The sequence below is a fragment of the Rhizobacter terrae genome, from assembly GCF_003852895.1.
Lineage (GTDB): Bacteria > Pseudomonadota > Gammaproteobacteria > Burkholderiales > Burkholderiaceae_C > Albitalea > Albitalea terrae.
Window position 1 is genome coordinate 461804 of record NZ_QUSW01000004.1, and the last position, 14155, is coordinate 475958.

Sequence of the window (14155 nt, forward strand, 5' to 3'; positions counted from 1 at the left end):
ATGGTTTTGCACATTTAAATTGTGTGCAATACAATTCGCTCCATGGTCAAGACCGCATCACAGCCACTGCCTCCCGCCAGCGAAATGCTGAAGCTGGACCACCAGCTGTGTTTCGCGCTGTATTCCGCATCGCTGGCCATGACCAAGATGTACAAGCCGCTGCTCGACCCGCTGAACCTCACCTACCCGCAATACATCGCGATGCTGGTGCTGTGGGAGCGCGATGGCATCACCGTGTCCGAACTGGGCCAGCGCCTGCAGCTGGATTCCGGAACGCTGACGCCCCTGCTCAAGAGGCTGGAGGGCAACGGCTTGGTGACACGCCAGCGCGACTCGGTGGACGAGCGCCGGGTGCTGCTGCACCTCACGTCCACCGGCCGCGCGCTGAAGTCCCGTGCCGCGAAGGTGCCACCCGAGGTGGTGTGCGCCGCGAACTGCACGATCGACGAACTCGCATCGCTCACGCGGCGGCTGAAGTCGCTGCGCGACGAGATCCAGAACTACTCCGACGCGGTGGCTGGCTGAGCACCGCACATCCGTCCCATCCCTGTCATCACGTTCACTGCAAAGGAGCCCACCATGGCACTCGAGAAAGTCCTGTACACCGCGTATGCAACGTCCACCGGCGGCCGCGAAGGCACGTCCAAGTCCTCCGACGGCGTGCTCGACGTGCGCCTTTCCACCCCGAAGGAACTGGGCGGCGCCGGCGGCCCCGGCACCAATCCCGAGCAGTTGTTCGCGGCCGGCTATTCGGCCTGCTTCATCGGCGCCATGAAGGCCGTGGGCGGCAAGCTGAAGATCGCCGTGCCGGCGGATGCGTCGATCGCCGCGGAAGTGGGCATCGGCCCCATCCCCAACGGCTTTGGCATCCAGGCCAAGCTGAACATCTCGCTGCCCGGCCTGGACCGTGAAGTGGCGCAGAAGCTGGTCGACGCCGCCCACCAGGTGTGCCCGTACTCGAACGCCACCCGCGGCAACATCGACGTCACGCTGAACCTGGTCTGACGCCTCCCCCGCGCTTGAGGGTCCGTGCCGGCTCTGTCACGGAGGTTTCACGCAAGCGCGCCACTCTCCCCGGTTTTGCACAACGAAACCGAGGAGAGTCCCATGACGTCGTTCCCTTCACGCCTGTCCGGCATCGCCCTGGCAGGCGTTTTCGCTTTGATGGGCACGCAAGCCCACGCCATCCAGTTGATCGCCCAGGGCAACCTGTCGGGCCAGTCGCTGGACATGTCGGGGCTCAGCGGCACGCTCGAGAACGGCCTGTCCGCCAGCCTGGCCGGCGGCCTCGGCTCAGGCCTCGCCTGGGCGGGCGGCAATACATTCATCGGCATCCAGGACCGCGGCCCCAATGCCAAGGCCTGGAACTCCACCGTCGATGACACCACCTCGTTCATCGGCCGCTTCCAGACGCTGAAGCTGGAGCTCAGCGCCGCCGCCTCCGGCTCGCCCCTGCCCTACACGCTCACGCCCACGCTGACCGGCACGACGCTGTTGTCCAGCCCCACCGCGCTCAACTACGGCACGGCTCCTGCACCCAGCATCAACAGCGCGGGCAAGAACTACTTCACCGGCCGCTCGGATGCCTTCGGCGCCGGCCTGTCCACCAACCCGAACGACGCCCGCCTCGACCCCGAGGCGGCCCGCGTCTCCAAGGACGGCAAGAGCGTGTTCGTGAGCGACGAGTACGGCCCCTACGTCTACCAGTTCGACCGCGCCACCGGCCAGCGCATCCGCACCTTCGCGCTGCCTGACATGTTCGCCATCGCCAACAAGAGCTCGCAGGGCGCCGTGGAGATCGCGACCAACGCGACGGGCCGCGTCACCAACAAGGGCATGGAAGGCCTGGCCATCACGCCGGACGGCAAGTATCTCGTGGGCTTCATGCAAAGCCCGCTGGCGCAGGATGGCGGCGATGGCGGCGCAGCCAACCGCATCGTGAAGATCGAGATCGCCACTGGAAAGGTGACGCAGTTCGCCTACAACAACACCATCGCGGGCAAGAACTACAACAGCAGCGAGATCGTGGCGCTCAACGACCACGAGTTCCTCGTGCTGGAGCGCGACGGCAAGGGCCTGGGCGACGGTTCCAAGGCGGTCGTGAAGCAGGTGTGGAAGGTGGACATCGCCGGTGCCGACGACGTGTCCGCACTCAGCGGCGCTGCGGCCTTGCTGGCCAAGGCCCCGAGCAAGACGCTGTTCCTGGACATCAAGGCCGCGCTGAACGCCGCGGGCATCGCCGACGACCGCATCCCCGCCAAGCTGGAGAGCCTGGCCTTCGGCGAAGACGTGATGGTCGGCGGCAAGCTGCAGCACACGCTGTACATCGCCAACGACAACGACTTCCTCGGCGATGTGCTGCTGTCGGACAAGAAGACCAGCGTCAGCTACGGCAACCAGTTCTTCGTCTTCGGCTTCGGGGACGCCGACCTGGGCGGCTCCGCCTTCGTGCCGCAGCAGATCACGGCCGTGCCCGAACCCGAGACCTATGCGCTGATGCTTGCCGGCCTGGGCCTCGTGGGCTGGATGTCGCGCCGCCGCCGCGGCTGATGTCCTTGCGGCGCTCCTTTCGCGGGGAGCGCCGCGCTCATGCCGAGAGCAATCTCAGCAGCAACTCGACACGCGCCTTGGCGGGCGGGAGTTCGTCCGCCGAGGGCAGGCTGTCGTGGATGGTCGGCAGGATGCGTCCGCCGGTGCGCGTGCTGCGCAGCACGGCCAAGCCTTGCCGGTTGGCCTCGATGAGCGCTTCTTCCATGTCGCGATGGATGGTGCCGTTGCCGGTGCAGGCGACGACCAGGCCCTTCACGCCGGCCGAAACGAGCGCCTTCACGACAGCCACGCCCGCGCCGGCATGGCTGGTGACGACCTCCACCTGCGGCCACTGCATGGCATCGCCGCCCAGCACCGCGGTGCCGAGCGCCTCGCCTCGCGGCCATTCGCCGAAGACCTTCACCGCGCCCTCTTCCACCACTGCCAGCGGCCCGGCATCGCCTGAATCGAAGGCATCGACACGGTAGGCGTGCACCTTGCGGAAGCGCTGCGCGGCGTGGACCTGGCCCGACATCACCGCCACCACGCCACGTGCCTGCCCGCTGCGAACCACGGCCACAGCGTCGAGCAGATTCTGAGGGCCATCGCGCAGCAAGGCCGTGGAGGGCCGCATCGCGCCGGTGATCACCACCGGCTTGCCTGGCGCCAGCACGCGCTGCAGGAACCAGGCGGTCTCTTCCATCGTGTCCGTGCCATGGGTGATGACCACGCCGGCCACCTCCGGCCGGGCCAGGTGCTGCTCGCAGCGCAAGGCCAGCGTGCGCCACACCTCGTGGCTCATGTCCTTGCTGTCGAGCTGGGCGACCTGCTCCATCTCCAGCGGCACAAGCGCGAGCGCCGGGACGGCCTGCACGAGTTGCTGCACACCCACCTGCCCCGCGGTGTAGCCCACGTTGTCGCCGGCGTCCGCCGCCTTGCCCGCGATGGTGCCTCCGGTGCCCAACACCACGACGGTCTGTGCATTGCTTTGCATTTTTTCTGAAGCTGGATGAAAATACAGGTACTGGATGGATGTTCAGTCCGGTTCCTTTGAGGCCCACCGATGCACGACGCTCCGAAACTCACTGAACGGCAACAGCAGATTCTCGACCTCGTCCAGAGCGCCATCGAGCGCACCGGCGCCCCGCCCACCCGGGCCGAGATCGCCTCGGAACTGGGCTTTCGTTCCGCCAACGCCGCCGAGGAACACCTCCAAGCCCTGGCCCGCAAGGGCGTCATCGAACTCGTGGGCGGCACCTCCCGCGGCATCCGGTTGAAGTCTGACACACTGCGCGCGCTCAACGAGAGCCGCGGCAAGCAGTTCAGCCTTCCGCTGCCCAGCCTTGCGCAGCTCTCATTGCCGCTGGTGGGCCGGGTAGCGGCGGGCAGCCCCATCCTCGCGCAAGAGCACATCGACCAGACCTTCCTCATGGAAGCCAGCATGTTCGCCCGCCGGCCCGACTACCTGCTCAAGGTGCGCGGCATGAGCATGCGAGACGCCGGCATCATGGACGGCGACCTGCTTGCCGTGCAGAAGGCCACCGACGCCAAGAACGGCCAGATCGTGGTGGCGCGCCTGGGCGACGACGTGACCGTCAAGCGCTTCAGGCGCACGCGCACGAGCATCGAACTTCTCCCCGAGAACCCCGACTTCAAGACCATCGTCGTGCCTTTCGGCGACGTGGACTTCCAGCTCGAAGGCTTGGCCGTGGGTCTCATCCGAAACAACATGCTGATGTGAGCACGGCGGTGGAAGAAGCCATGGTCATCAAAGCCCCCAAGGCCGCGACGGCGGCCGAGTGCAAGACACTCGAACAACTGCCCAACATCGGCCCATCGCTCGCGGCCGACTTGAGGCTCATCGGCATCCAGGAACCTCGCCAGTTGCGCGGCAAGGATGCCTTCGTGCTCTACCAGAAGCTGTGCGCAGTGACCGGCCAACGCCAGGACCCCTGCGTGCTCGACACCTTCATGGCCGCCACCGACTTCATGGGTGGCGCGCCGGCCGCGCCGTGGTGGAAGTACACGCCCCAGCGAAAGGCCTTGTTCGGACAGGTTTAGCCTTGATCAGGGAGGTCTGCGGACCTCCCTTTTTTTCGTCTGTGTTTTTGGGGCTTGCGCATCGGTTTGGGGGTTTGCAAAGGCGTGGGTGGGCTGGCTGGGGCGCGCGGCGGAAGCGGTCGGCCGTTGGCCGACTCCGCTGCGGTGCTCGGCTTCATGGGCTGCCGCAGAACTCACTCCGCGCCCCTGCGGTGCGCTGCGTTCAAACATGCTGCGGCAAGTCAGAAGACGAAGCGCGCTGCGCGCGCGCCCATGAAGCCTGCGCTCCTCGCCGCTTCCTGATGCGCGCCCCAGCCAGCCCACCCACGCCTTTGCTGTTGCGGCTTTGGGTTTTCTCGTCGAGCACACCCTTCGGTTGTTGAGCGGCAGGCGGCATGGGCCAGGGGCTGCGTCTGTGGCGGCGAGCAGCGCAGCACCGAGGGGTGGCGCGCGCAGCGCGCTTCGTCTTCATACTTGCCTCGGCTGTTTGACCGCAGCGCACCGCAGGGGCGCGTAGGGAGTTCCGAGGCACACCCCTCGGTGCGAGCAGCGCAGCGCAGTCGGCGCAACGCGCCGACCGCCACAGCCGCAGCCCCTGGCCCATGCCGCCTGTCGCGACACAACCAATCCGCTGAGAAGAAAGAGCCTACTTCCGAGGCTGCAACACCAGCACCGACTCCGCCGCCCCACCCCACACCGGCACGTACTCCACCTTCGCCCACGGCTGCACAAAACTCTTGTAGTGCGGCGAGAAGAACAACCCCGACTGCCCGCTCGAATGCATGAAGCGCGACTGGCTCGGATCACCCAGGTCATACAAGCCGCGGAACGACGGCCCATGCTCGTCCAGGTACAGCTCACCGGTCGTCGCATCCGGCCGCAGGTTCACACGCGACACGTTCAGCGTGTACGTGTCGCCGCCCACCGGAGTCCGCAACTCGAACCACTTCGCCAGCGGCTTCACACGGCTCAACGGCCGGTGCTCCGAGCGCGCCACGTGGGCCTTGCTCCATTGCCATGTCGACACGTCCGGACCTTGCTGCGCCTGGATCTCCTCCAGCGCCTTGGTGAAAGCCAGGTCGATCATCTGGTCGCAGGTCTCCACGACATCCTTCGTGTCCTTGTTGTCGCACCACCAGGCGTCCTTGCGCTCCAGCACACCCTCCAGCGCGTCGCGATAGCTGCGGCCCGAGCGCTCGTAGAGCTTGTCGCCCACCTCGTCAGCGAAGATGAGCTGCGCCAGATGCCGCGTCCAGGACCACAGGATCAGCGGCGCTGCCTTGTCGGCCGCCATGGTCCCGTCGAAGCCGGCCAGTTGCTCCTGCGCGGCTGCCGCCAGCGGATGCGCGGACTTTGCCTTCTGCAGGTAGGGCAGCACCTTCGGCGTCGCCAGCGACAGCACGTCCGCCTGCATGTCGCGCAGGCTGTCGATGTTGTGCTGCGGCTTGGCCTTGAGCATCTGCTCGATGCGCTGCATGCGGTAGGGCACCGTCCACTCGCTCGTCAGGTAGTGCGGGTAGTCGACTGGATGGATGCGCTGGTTGGCCGTGCCGATCCAGCCGCGTTCAGGGTCGATCTCACGCGGCGTGAGGCCCGCTTCGAGGTATCCGTTCCAGTCGTAGCGCGCGTCCCACCCCGGCGCCGGCACCTGACCCTTCAGGTCGTTCTCCGGCTTGCGCAGCGGCACGCGTCCGGCCGACACCACGCCGATGTGTCCCTCGCGGTCCGCCACCACCATGTTCTGCATCGGCGCGCTGTACTTGGCCGAGGCGGCCACGAACTCCGCCACCGAGCGCGCGGTATTGAAGCCGATGGAGGCATCGAGGGTGCCCAGGTCGGTGTCCAGCGCCGTCCAGCGCATGGCCAGCGCATAGGTGGGCCGCGAGGCCGGCCCGGTCAAGCCCTCCAGGCCATCGGAGATCACCGGACCGTGCCGCGTGGCCCGAACGGTGATCGCCACATCCGGCTTGCCCTTGACCTTGATGATCTCGTTGACTGTCTCGAACGGCGCCCAGCCCGTGGGCGTCTGGTACTGCGTGGGGTCATCGGGCTTGATGCGCTCGATGTAGATGTCCTGCACATCCGGCCCGGTGTTCGTGAAGCCCCAGGCGATGTTCTCGTTCTGCCCCAGCACCACGCCCGGCAGCCCCGGCATGGTCGCGCCGGCCACCTTGAAGCCGGGCGCCTCCAGCCGCGCCAGGTACCACAGCGCCGGCGCGGTGAGCTTCAGGTGCGGGTCGTTGGCCAGCAGCGGCTTGCCGGTGGTGGTGTGCGAGCCGTGCACCACCCAGTTGTTGGAGCCGATGCCCTCGATGCCCGACTCCGGCGCCATCAGCAGGGCTTGCTGCCCGGTTCGTCCGTCGATCTTCAGGTCGCGGTACAGCGCGGCATAGTCCGCCGTCACCAGCGGTTTGTCGCCCGGGTACGGCGGCAGCAGTTCGTTGATGCGATCCACCGGCATGCGAAGCGCCAGGCGCATGCGCAGGATCTCGGTGGTCCAGTTGCCGCCCAGGTCCCAGGCCATCATGGTCAGCCAGGCCATGGTGTCTTCGGGCATCCAGGGCTCGGGCTGCACGCCCGTCAGGATGAACTCCGGCGGACGCGCCTTCAGCCCTTGTGCCAGATAGGCGTTGATGCCCGCGGTGTAGGCCAGCACGGCGGCCTTGGCCGGCGCACTGGCATTGGCCCACTGCACCGCTGCCGTGCGCCGCACGCCCAGGGCGCGCAGGAACTTGTCGTTGTCCAGGGCCGCTTCGCCGAAGGCCTCGGCGAGCCGGCCTGAGCCGATGCGACGGTGCGTCTCCAATTGCCACAGCCGGTCCTGCGCATGCACGAAGCCCAGCCCGAACAGCGCGTCGTCCACCGACATGGCCTTGATGGTCGGAATGCCGTTCGCATCGCGCTCGATGCGGATCTCCGCCTTCGGGCCGGCAATGCTCATGCTGCCGTCCACCTGCGGCGACACCTGCTTCACGTAGATGAACCAGGCCGCCGCCACCACGAGAACCAGCAGCAGCACCAGCGCCGCGAACCTGCGCAACCACTTCATTGAACGTCTCCACCTCGGCACGAGGCCGCTTGACCGGCCCGCATTGTCGTGGCGGCCTCCAAGGGAATCAGTCAGGCATTACGAGCCCTTTTCCAGAGATCGCACCAGGGGCGGCCGCCGAACAATGCTCTCACAGCCTGCCAAGGGCGGGCCCAGGGGAAAGCATCATGTGGTCGGGTCTCGTTCAGCTGCCAACCAAGTCGCGCCAGGCCGCCAAGGCGCCGGCCCGGCTGGAAAGCTGCCCGCCCGCCCCCTTCGGCCACGAGGCTGGCTTCATGGACCGGCTGCTGGACCGCCTGATCGACTGGCTGGGCGAAGGCTTCGAGCGTCGCCGCCACGCCAATGCCGACTCCAACGACTCGCAGCCGCCGGCTGGCGTCACCCCGCTTCCCGTGGTGCGGCTGGAGTTCGCTGACGCCGTCGCGGACATTCCCACCCGCGCCGCCGACGAGCTGGCGCACCGCATCCACAACGCCCGCTCGCTGCGCGAGCTGTGGCACCTGCGGGCCGACGTGTTCAACGCCGTGTCCTGCCATTGCGATCAAGCCGAGGCACGAACGCGCCTCGCGCAACTCAACCGCCATTTCCCGGCGCGTGCGCCCAAGAGCGGTTTCGGGGGATTCGATGTCATCGAGCCAGGGAGGTCGAAGTCATGACCAAGCCGCACACCCATTCGTTCGAGCATGCCGCCGCCATCCATGGCTACGGCATGCCCGATGACCGCCTCGCCCGCATGGCCGCGCGCCGTGCGTTCGTGGAGATGAAGCAGGTGTTCATGCGTGCCGCCGCCGATGTGGATGGCACGGTGGGCGAGATGCTCCAGCAGCGCGTACGCGCGGCCAACGAGCCGGTGGAGCTGTGGCGCATCCGCGCCGTGCTGCTGGCCTCGCTGCCGGCACACCACCAGCGCACGCTGACGCATCGCATCGAGCTGCACCGGCAGTTGGACAGCCTGTTCCCGTTCAACGCCTGCGCGACGGTACCTGCCCCGCTACAGCATTCGTAGGCGCCGCCCTACCTGGACGACAGCGCCAGCTTCACCCCCAGCCCGACGAACACCGCGCCCACCGCGCGCCGCAGCCACGCGCCCACGCGACCGGCCGAGGCCGACTGCGACATCTGCTCGCGCACCGCGCCGGCCATGAACGACATCGCCACGTTGATGGCGGTACCACCCACATTGAAGATCGTGCCCAGCACCACGAAGGCCATCACCTGGCCCGACTCGCCGGGCGAGATGAACTGGGGCAGGAAGGCCAGGAAGAACAAGGCGACCTTCGGGTTGAGTGCGTTCGTCAGCGCACCCTGCCAGAACACCTTGCGCGGGTCGGCCACGGCCGTCGCACCGGGCTCGCTCGACGGCCGGCTGCGCAGCATCTGCAGCCCCACCCACACGAGGTAGGCGGCCCCCACCCACTTCACGACCTCGAAGGCCACGGCGGACGCCGCCAGCAGCGCCGACAGGCCCACCGCCGCCAGCACGGTGTGCAGCACGCAGCCCGCACCAACGCCCAGCGATGCCATCACGCCCGCACGCTTGCCGTTGGCCGCGCTGTTGCCGATGACGAACAGCATGTCCGGCCCGGGCGTGAGGTTCACCAGCAGGGCCGCCGTCATGAACAGCGGCAGGTCGTGGATGGGCAGGCTCACTTCAGCGGACCGAGGTAGTCGCTCTTGCCCAGGTCCACGCCGTTGTGGCGCAGCAGGGCGTAGGCGGTGGTCACGTGGAAGAAGAAGTTGGGCAGCACGAAGTTCTTGAGGTAGGGCTCGCCCTTGACCACGATGGGCCCGTCACGGCGGGGCACGGTGATGTCGTGGTCCTCGCTGCCGTTGATCTTGTCGGCCGGCACCGATTCCACGAAGGCGATGGTCTTGCGGATGCGCTCGCGCAGTTCGTCCAGCGTGGCCTCGTTGTCCTCGAATTTCGGGGCCTCGATGCCGGCCAGGCGCGCCACGCCGAACTTGGCGGCGTCGCTGGCGATCTGGATCTGCTTGGTGAAGGGCAGCATGTCCGGTGCCAGGCGGGCGCCCAGCAGCACGGTGGGCTCGAATTTCTTGGCAGCAGCATGCGCCTCGGCCTTGTCCAGCCAGGTCAGCAGGTTGTTGAACATGCGCACGAAGATCGGCACGCTGGCCGAATGCATGGAGATGGACATGGACGCTTGTCTCCTGAATCGTCTGGTTGGTTGCGGGGGGAAGCCGCGATGCTACCGCCGACCGGATGGACGTGCAGGACAGGCCCCAAGCGGGGTGCCAAAGACGGGGCACAATCAGCCTGTGAACATCATCATCCTCGACGACTATCAGGACGCCGTTCGCAAGCTCAGGTGCGCGAGCAAGCTGGAATCCCTCAACGCGAAGGTGTTCACCAACACCGTCAAGGGCATCGGCCAGCTGTCGGTGCGCTTGCGCGACGCCGACGTGCTGGTGCTGATCCGCGAGCGCACCCAGTTCCCCAAGCAGCTGCTGGAAAAGCTGCCCCGCCTCAAGCTCATTGCCCAGACCGGACGCATCGGCTCGCACATCGACATCGAGACCTGCACCCGCATGGGCATCGCCGTGGCCGAGGGCGTGGGCTCGCCAGTGGCGCCGGCCGAACTGACCTGGGCGCTCATCATGTCGGCCATGCGGCGGCTGCCGCAGTACATCGGCAACCTCAAGCACGGCGCCTGGCAGCAGTCGGGTCTGAAGGCCGCCTCCATGCCTCCAAATTTCGGACTGGGCATGGTGCTCAAGGGCAAGAAGCTGGGCATCTGGGGCTACGGCAAGATCGGCCAGCTGGTGGCCGGCTACGGCCGGGCTTTCGGGATGTCGGTGGTGGTATGGGGCAGCGAGTCGGCCCGCGGCAAGGCCGTGGAAGACGGCCATGTGGCCGCGACGAGCTGCGAGGACTTCTTCGCTACCTGCGATGTGCTCAGCCTGCACCTGCGGCTGAGCGACACGACGCGCGGCATCGTCAAGCACGAGGCGCTGGCGCAGATGAAACCGACCGCCTTGCTGGTGAACACCTCGCGGGCCGAGCTCATCGAGGAAGGCGCGCTGGTTTCGGCGCTGAACCGCGGGAGGCCCGGCATGGCGGCGGTGGACGTGTTCGAGAGCGAACCCATCCTGCAGGGCCACCCGCTGCTGCGGCTGGAGAACGCCGTCTGCACACCGCACATCGGCTATGTCGAGCAGGACAGTTATGAGCTCTACTTCAGCGCGGCCTTCGACAACGTGGTCAACTTCGTGAATGGTCATCCGAGCAACATCGTCAACCCGGACGCGCTGAAGGTCTTGCGTTGAGCGACGACACCGCAGACATCCCTCCCCCACCGGCCGAACCGGCCGCGCCCCGGTCCCTGGGCGATCTCTTCTGGACTTTCACCAGCCTGTCGATGCAGGGCTTCGGCGGCGTGCTGGCGATCGCCCAGCGCGAGCTGGTCGAACACAAGCAGTGGATGACCCGCGAGCAGTTCGTGGAAATCCTCTCCGTGAGCCAGGTGCTGCCCGGGCCCAACATCGTGAACATGTCGCTGATGATCGGCGACCGCCATTTCGGCCTGCGCGGCGCGTTCACCGCCCTGGCCGGCATGCTGCTGATTCCCATGCTGGTGGTGCTGGGCATCGCGGCGCTGTATGCGCAGTTCGCCTCGCACCCGATGGTCAGCGGGGCGCTGCGCGGCATGGGTGCGGTGTCGGCGGGGCTGGTCATCGCCACCGCCGTCAAGCTTGCGACCACGCTGCGCAAGGGGCCAATGGGCGTGCCCATCAGCATGGTGTTCGGCGCGCTGACCTTCGTGGCGGTCGGGCTGCTGCGCTGGCCGCTGATCTGGGTGCTGCTCGCGCTGGGGCCAATCGCGATCGGCGTGGCCTGGCATCGACTCAAGCCTCTCCCATGACCGCCTGGCTGACCACCCACTCCTGGGCCGACATCGGCGCTCTGTTCGGGCACTTCCTGATGCTCAGCTTCCTGGCCATTGGCGGCGCCATCACCACCACGCCGGAGATGAGCCGCTTCCTGGTCAACGAACGGGGCTGGCTCACGCCGCCGGAGTTCACCGCGTCCATCGCCATCGCCCAGGCGGCGCCCGGGCCCAACGTGCTGTTCGTGGCGGTGCTGGGCTGGAACGTGGCGGGGCCGGTGGGTGCGATGGCAGCGATGACGGGCATCCTGATTCCGTCCACCGCCTTGTCGCTGTGGGCCACGCGATGGGGCCAGGCACGCAAGGACACACGCGGCGTGAAGGCCTTCACCGCGGGGCTGGCGCCAGTCACCATCGGGCTGCTGATCGCCACCGGCTGGATCCTGTCCGGCCCGGCCACCGGTCACGTCGGCTCGATGCTGCTGGTCGCGATGACCGTGGTCGTGATGGTCCGCACCAAGCTCAGCCCGATGTGGATGGTCGCGGCAGGCGCCATTGCGGGCGCCATCGGGTTCGCTTGAATCAGGCCTGAGTCAGCGCAGCGCGTCGGCCACCAGCATCGGCAGCTCGGTGAGATCGCGCGCCACGGCAGCCGGCAGGTCGTCCCAGGTTTCGCCGGCGATCAGGACCTCGGTCGCGCCATCGGCATCAGCGCGCACGACCACCGCCAACGGCAGTTCCGGCCGGGATTCGGGACCTTCCATCAGCACCGGCGTGCCGCCGGCCGCGGACTCGAACACGATGAGCGTGAACTCGTCGCGCCCATCGCCCTTGCACACCCTGGTGAACACCGACAGGCCATGCTGAGGCGCACAGGCCTCGATGCGCTGCACCGTTTCCAGGACACGGAAACGGCTGGCCTGCGAAGAATGGGGGCTGCGCTCATGCGCCAGCGCGCCGCGGCCGATGCCCAGCGCCGCCATCACCACCGCAACACTACCCGTCATCCAGAAGCGGAAGGGATGCTTCATCGAGAGCTCTCCTCGGTTCAGACTGCGTACAACATTCCGAGTGTGGGCCCGGAACGTGACCTCCCTGTGAACGCCGGTAAAACTCAAGGAGCCTTCGGTAAAGCAGAACTGCCGGGGCTCTCGAAGAAACGGTTAGTGTGGATCAGCGCCGCACCAATTTGGGCTATCCCCTGACGGACTCGTGGTGACGGCCTTCGAGCGCGCTCTACTTGGTGCCGAAGATCTTGTCGCCCGCGTCGCCCAGGCCAGGAATGATGTAGCCGACTTCGTTCAAGTGGCTGTCGATGGCCGCCGCCCAGCAGCGAACCTCCGGATGCGCCTTGTCCAGCGCCGCGACGCCTTCGGGCGCCGCCACCAGCACCAGCGCGCGGATGTCGGTGCAGCCGCGGCTCTTGAGCAGGTCCACGGTGGCAATCATCGAGCCCGCGGTGGCGAGCATCGGGTCGATGATGATGGCCGTGCGCTGGTCGAGGTGGCCGACGAACTTTTCGAAGTAATTTTCCGGCTGCAAGGTCTCGTGGTTGCGGCTCAGGCCCACCACGCTGACCTTGGCGTTGGGAATCATGTCCAGCACGCCGTCGAGCATGCCCAGGCCGGCACGCAGGATGGGCACCACCGTCACCTTGCGGCCGCTGATCTGGTCGACCTCGGTGGGGCCGCTCCAGCACTGGACGGTGGTCTTCTCCAGCGGAAAGTCGGCCGTGGCTTCGTACGCCAGCAGCCGGGCGAGCTCGTTGGTCAGCTCGCGGAATTTCTTGGTCGAGATGTCGTGCTCGCGCAGCAGCCCGACCTTGTGCTTGACCAGCGGGTGGCGAACGTCGATGACGGGCATGGCGAGGAATGGCAGTGGCGATGAGCCAGTTTAGCCATCCCCGACCGCGTCATTCCTTCGGCCGCATGTTGATCGAGCGCAGGTAGGACACCAGGTCCTTCATCTGCTCGTCCGTCAGCTCCGCGCCCCACGGCGGCATGAACTGCGAACGGCCCATGGCCTCGCCGCCCATGCGGATGATGAGACCGAAGTACGCGTCGTTCTTGTCGCTCATGCGCAGGTTGGCGGGCTTGGGGTTGTACAGCCGTGCCGCGCGGCCATTGCCGTCGGCGTTGAAGCCGTGGCAGGTCACGCAGTAGTTGGCGTAGACCAGGCCGCCGCGGAACACCGCGGCATCGGTACTGTCGCGCGGCAGCAGCGCGCCCTGGGCGCCCTTGTCAGCGCCTTTGTCGGCAGGCTTGTCGGCGGCGAGCACCATGGTGCCGGCCAAGGCCATCAGCACCACCATGCCCAACCGCAACATGGCGGTCCCAAGCGCTCTCACTTCTGCACCTCGACGATGAGCTTCATGTCCGGATGCACCGCGCACTCGACCTCCACCGTGCCCGGCTTGTCGAAGACGATGCTCTTGGAGCCGCCCTGGCCGTAGGAGCCGAGGTCGAAGCTCTTGGCATCCGACAGCGAGAACACGTTGTGCGAGAACGGGTCTTCGTTGACGAACTTGATGGAGTCGCCCACCTTGAGGCTGAGCTTCTTGGTCGAGAAGGCCTTGGCCTTCTGGGTGACCACGTGCTCGGTGGCGAAGGCGCCGGTGCAGCAGGCCGCAGCAGCGGCGAGCGCCAGCGCGCGGGCGAGGGACATTGCGTTCATTGTCTTGATCCTTTCGAGC

Annotated in this window: 17 protein-coding genes and 2 pseudogenes; 11 read left to right on the forward strand and 8 right to left on the reverse strand. The window is 67.0% G+C overall.

Features of this window, described 5'->3' with window-relative positions:
• The first annotated feature begins 42 nt into the window (after nucleotides 1-42).
• From DZC73_RS16885 to DZC73_RS30690, 4 genes and pseudogenes are all read left to right on the forward strand, one after another.
• Nucleotides 43-525, forward strand: a complete 483-nt coding sequence (locus tag DZC73_RS16885) for a MarR family winged helix-turn-helix transcriptional regulator (RefSeq protein WP_124541516.1) — start codon at nucleotides 43-45, stop codon at nucleotides 523-525.
• Between the two features lie 54 nt (nucleotides 526-579).
• Nucleotides 580-1005: an organic hydroperoxide resistance protein gene (locus DZC73_RS16890; RefSeq protein ID WP_124541517.1), complete on the forward strand. Its 426-nt coding sequence runs from the start codon at nucleotides 580-582 to the stop codon at nucleotides 1003-1005.
• 225 nt (nucleotides 1006-1230) lie between these two features.
• Nucleotides 1231-2334: pseudogene (locus DZC73_RS16895) on the forward strand (esterase-like activity of phytase family protein); the annotation flags it as partial.
• Between the two features lie 129 nt (nucleotides 2335-2463).
• A pseudogene (locus tag DZC73_RS30690) lies at nucleotides 2464-2550 on the forward strand (PEP-CTERM sorting domain-containing protein); the annotation flags it as partial.
• A gap of 37 nt (nucleotides 2551-2587) precedes the next feature.
• Here DZC73_RS30690 and DZC73_RS16900 read toward each other — a convergent pair.
• Complete coding sequence (locus DZC73_RS16900; RefSeq protein ID WP_124541519.1) at nucleotides 2588-3523, reverse strand: asparaginase; 936 nt, start codon at nucleotides 3521-3523, stop codon at nucleotides 2588-2590.
• Nucleotides 3524-3592: 69 nt separating this feature from the next.
• Here DZC73_RS16900 and lexA point away from each other — a divergent pair, with 69 nt between their 5' ends.
• Together lexA and DZC73_RS16910 are read left to right on the forward strand one after the other, a co-directional pair.
• The gene (gene lexA, locus DZC73_RS16905; protein WP_124541520.1) at nucleotides 3593-4270 is read left to right on the forward strand and encodes a transcriptional repressor LexA; all 678 of its coding nucleotides are present in this window, start codon (nucleotides 3593-3595) and stop codon (nucleotides 4268-4270) included.
• Between the two features lie 20 nt (nucleotides 4271-4290).
• Nucleotides 4291-4590: a helix-hairpin-helix domain-containing protein gene (locus tag DZC73_RS16910; protein ID WP_124541521.1), complete on the forward strand. Its 300-nt coding sequence runs from the start codon at nucleotides 4291-4293 to the stop codon at nucleotides 4588-4590.
• 625 nt (nucleotides 4591-5215) lie between these two features.
• Here the strand turns inward: DZC73_RS16910 and DZC73_RS16915 are convergent.
• Nucleotides 5216-7618, reverse strand: coding sequence for a penicillin acylase family protein (locus DZC73_RS16915; protein ID WP_124541522.1), 2403 nt, complete (start codon nucleotides 7616-7618; stop codon nucleotides 5216-5218).
• A gap of 167 nt (nucleotides 7619-7785) precedes the next feature.
• Between DZC73_RS16915 and DZC73_RS16920 the strand changes: the two genes are divergently transcribed.
• Together DZC73_RS16920 and DZC73_RS16925 are read left to right on the forward strand one after the other, a co-directional pair.
• Complete coding sequence (locus tag DZC73_RS16920; RefSeq protein WP_124541523.1) at nucleotides 7786-8274, forward strand: hypothetical protein; 489 nt, start codon at nucleotides 7786-7788, stop codon at nucleotides 8272-8274.
• The gene (locus DZC73_RS16925) at nucleotides 8271-8624 is read left to right on the forward strand and encodes a hypothetical protein (protein WP_124541524.1); all 354 of its coding nucleotides are present in this window, start codon (nucleotides 8271-8273) and stop codon (nucleotides 8622-8624) included. Before DZC73_RS16920 ends, DZC73_RS16925 begins: the two co-directional genes overlap by 4 nt.
• Nucleotides 8625-8632: 8 nt before the next feature.
• Here the strand turns inward: DZC73_RS16925 and DZC73_RS16930 are convergent, their stop codons facing one another.
• On the reverse strand, nucleotides 8633-9235 hold the full coding sequence (locus DZC73_RS16930) for a LysE family translocator (protein WP_198414882.1): 603 nt from the start codon (nucleotides 9233-9235) through the stop codon (nucleotides 8633-8635).
• 29 nt (nucleotides 9236-9264) lie between these two features.
• Complete coding sequence (locus DZC73_RS16935; protein WP_124541525.1) at nucleotides 9265-9774, reverse strand: DUF1993 domain-containing protein; 510 nt, start codon at nucleotides 9772-9774, stop codon at nucleotides 9265-9267.
• Between the two features lie 121 nt (nucleotides 9775-9895).
• On the opposite strand from DZC73_RS16935, the gene DZC73_RS16940 reads away from it, so the two are divergent.
• The 3 genes from DZC73_RS16940 to DZC73_RS16950 are packed head-to-tail and all read left to right on the forward strand — an operon-like array spanning nucleotide 9896 to nucleotide 12044.
• Nucleotides 9896-10903 (forward strand): D-2-hydroxyacid dehydrogenase family protein, encoded by a 1008-nt coding sequence (locus tag DZC73_RS16940; protein WP_124541526.1) that lies wholly within the window; start codon nucleotides 9896-9898, stop codon nucleotides 10901-10903.
• Nucleotides 10900-11499, forward strand: coding sequence for a chromate transporter (locus DZC73_RS16945; RefSeq protein WP_124541527.1), 600 nt, complete (start codon nucleotides 10900-10902; stop codon nucleotides 11497-11499). The genes DZC73_RS16940 and DZC73_RS16945 overlap by 4 nt, the downstream gene beginning before the upstream one ends.
• Nucleotides 11496-12044 carry a chromate transporter gene (locus DZC73_RS16950; RefSeq protein WP_124541528.1) on the forward strand — a complete coding sequence of 183 codons (549 nt, stop codon included), beginning with the start codon at nucleotides 11496-11498 and terminating at the stop codon, nucleotides 12042-12044. Before DZC73_RS16945 ends, DZC73_RS16950 begins: the two co-directional genes overlap by 4 nt.
• A 12-nt stretch (nucleotides 12045-12056) precedes the next feature.
• Here the strand turns inward: DZC73_RS16950 and DZC73_RS16955 are convergent, their stop codons facing one another.
• The 4 genes from DZC73_RS16955 to DZC73_RS16970 form a co-directional block, all read right to left on the reverse strand.
• Nucleotides 12057-12494 (reverse strand): hypothetical protein, encoded by a 438-nt coding sequence (locus DZC73_RS16955; protein ID WP_124541529.1) that lies wholly within the window; start codon nucleotides 12492-12494, stop codon nucleotides 12057-12059.
• 205 nt (nucleotides 12495-12699) lie between these two features.
• A complete protein-coding gene (gene upp, locus DZC73_RS16960) occupies nucleotides 12700-13326 on the reverse strand; it encodes a uracil phosphoribosyltransferase (RefSeq protein ID WP_124541530.1) in 627 nt (208 codons plus the stop codon).
• Nucleotides 13327-13375: 49 nt separating this feature from the next.
• Complete coding sequence (locus tag DZC73_RS16965) at nucleotides 13376-13789, reverse strand: c-type cytochrome (protein ID WP_124541531.1); 414 nt, start codon at nucleotides 13787-13789, stop codon at nucleotides 13376-13378.
• Nucleotides 13790-13806: 17 nt separating this feature from the next.
• Nucleotides 13807-14136, reverse strand: a complete 330-nt coding sequence (locus DZC73_RS16970) for a cupredoxin domain-containing protein (protein ID WP_235835165.1) — start codon at nucleotides 14134-14136, stop codon at nucleotides 13807-13809.
• Nucleotides 14137-14155: the final 19 nt, after the last annotated feature.

Excerpts from the sequence above, each read along its gene's own strand:
- DZC73_RS16885 (WP_124541516.1), top strand. The coding sequence starts at position 43 with ATGGTCAAGACCGCATCACAGCCACTGCCTCCCGCCAGCGAAATGCTG.
- DZC73_RS16890 (WP_124541517.1), top strand. The coding sequence starts at position 580 with ATGGCACTCGAGAAAGTCCTGTACACCGCGTATGCAACGTCCACCGGC.
- DZC73_RS16900 (WP_124541519.1), bottom strand. The coding sequence starts at position 3,523 with ATGCAAAGCAATGCACAGACCGTCGTGGTGTTGGGCACCGGAGGCACC.
- lexA (WP_124541520.1), top strand. The coding sequence starts at position 3,593 with ATGCACGACGCTCCGAAACTCACTGAACGGCAACAGCAGATTCTCGAC.
- DZC73_RS16910 (WP_124541521.1), top strand. The coding sequence starts at position 4,291 with ATGGTCATCAAAGCCCCCAAGGCCGCGACGGCGGCCGAGTGCAAGACA.
- DZC73_RS16915 (WP_124541522.1), bottom strand. The coding sequence starts at position 7,618 with ATGAAGTGGTTGCGCAGGTTCGCGGCGCTGGTGCTGCTGCTGGTTCTC.
- DZC73_RS16920 (WP_124541523.1), top strand. The coding sequence starts at position 7,786 with ATGTGGTCGGGTCTCGTTCAGCTGCCAACCAAGTCGCGCCAGGCCGCC.
- DZC73_RS16925 (WP_124541524.1), top strand. The coding sequence starts at position 8,271 with ATGACCAAGCCGCACACCCATTCGTTCGAGCATGCCGCCGCCATCCAT.
- DZC73_RS16930 (WP_198414882.1), bottom strand. The coding sequence starts at position 9,235 with ATGACGGCGGCCCTGCTGGTGAACCTCACGCCCGGGCCGGACATGCTG.
- DZC73_RS16935 (WP_124541525.1), bottom strand. The coding sequence starts at position 9,774 with ATGTCCATCTCCATGCATTCGGCCAGCGTGCCGATCTTCGTGCGCATG.
- DZC73_RS16950 (WP_124541528.1), top strand. The coding sequence starts at position 11,496 with ATGACCGCCTGGCTGACCACCCACTCCTGGGCCGACATCGGCGCTCTG.
- DZC73_RS16955 (WP_124541529.1), bottom strand. The coding sequence starts at position 12,494 with ATGAAGCATCCCTTCCGCTTCTGGATGACGGGTAGTGTTGCGGTGGTG.
- upp (WP_124541530.1), bottom strand. The coding sequence starts at position 13,326 with ATGCCCGTCATCGACGTTCGCCACCCGCTGGTCAAGCACAAGGTCGGG.
- DZC73_RS16965 (WP_124541531.1), bottom strand. The coding sequence starts at position 13,789 with ATGTTGCGGTTGGGCATGGTGGTGCTGATGGCCTTGGCCGGCACCATG.
- DZC73_RS16970 (WP_235835165.1), bottom strand. The coding sequence starts at position 14,136 with ATGAACGCAATGTCCCTCGCCCGCGCGCTGGCGCTCGCCGCTGCTGCG.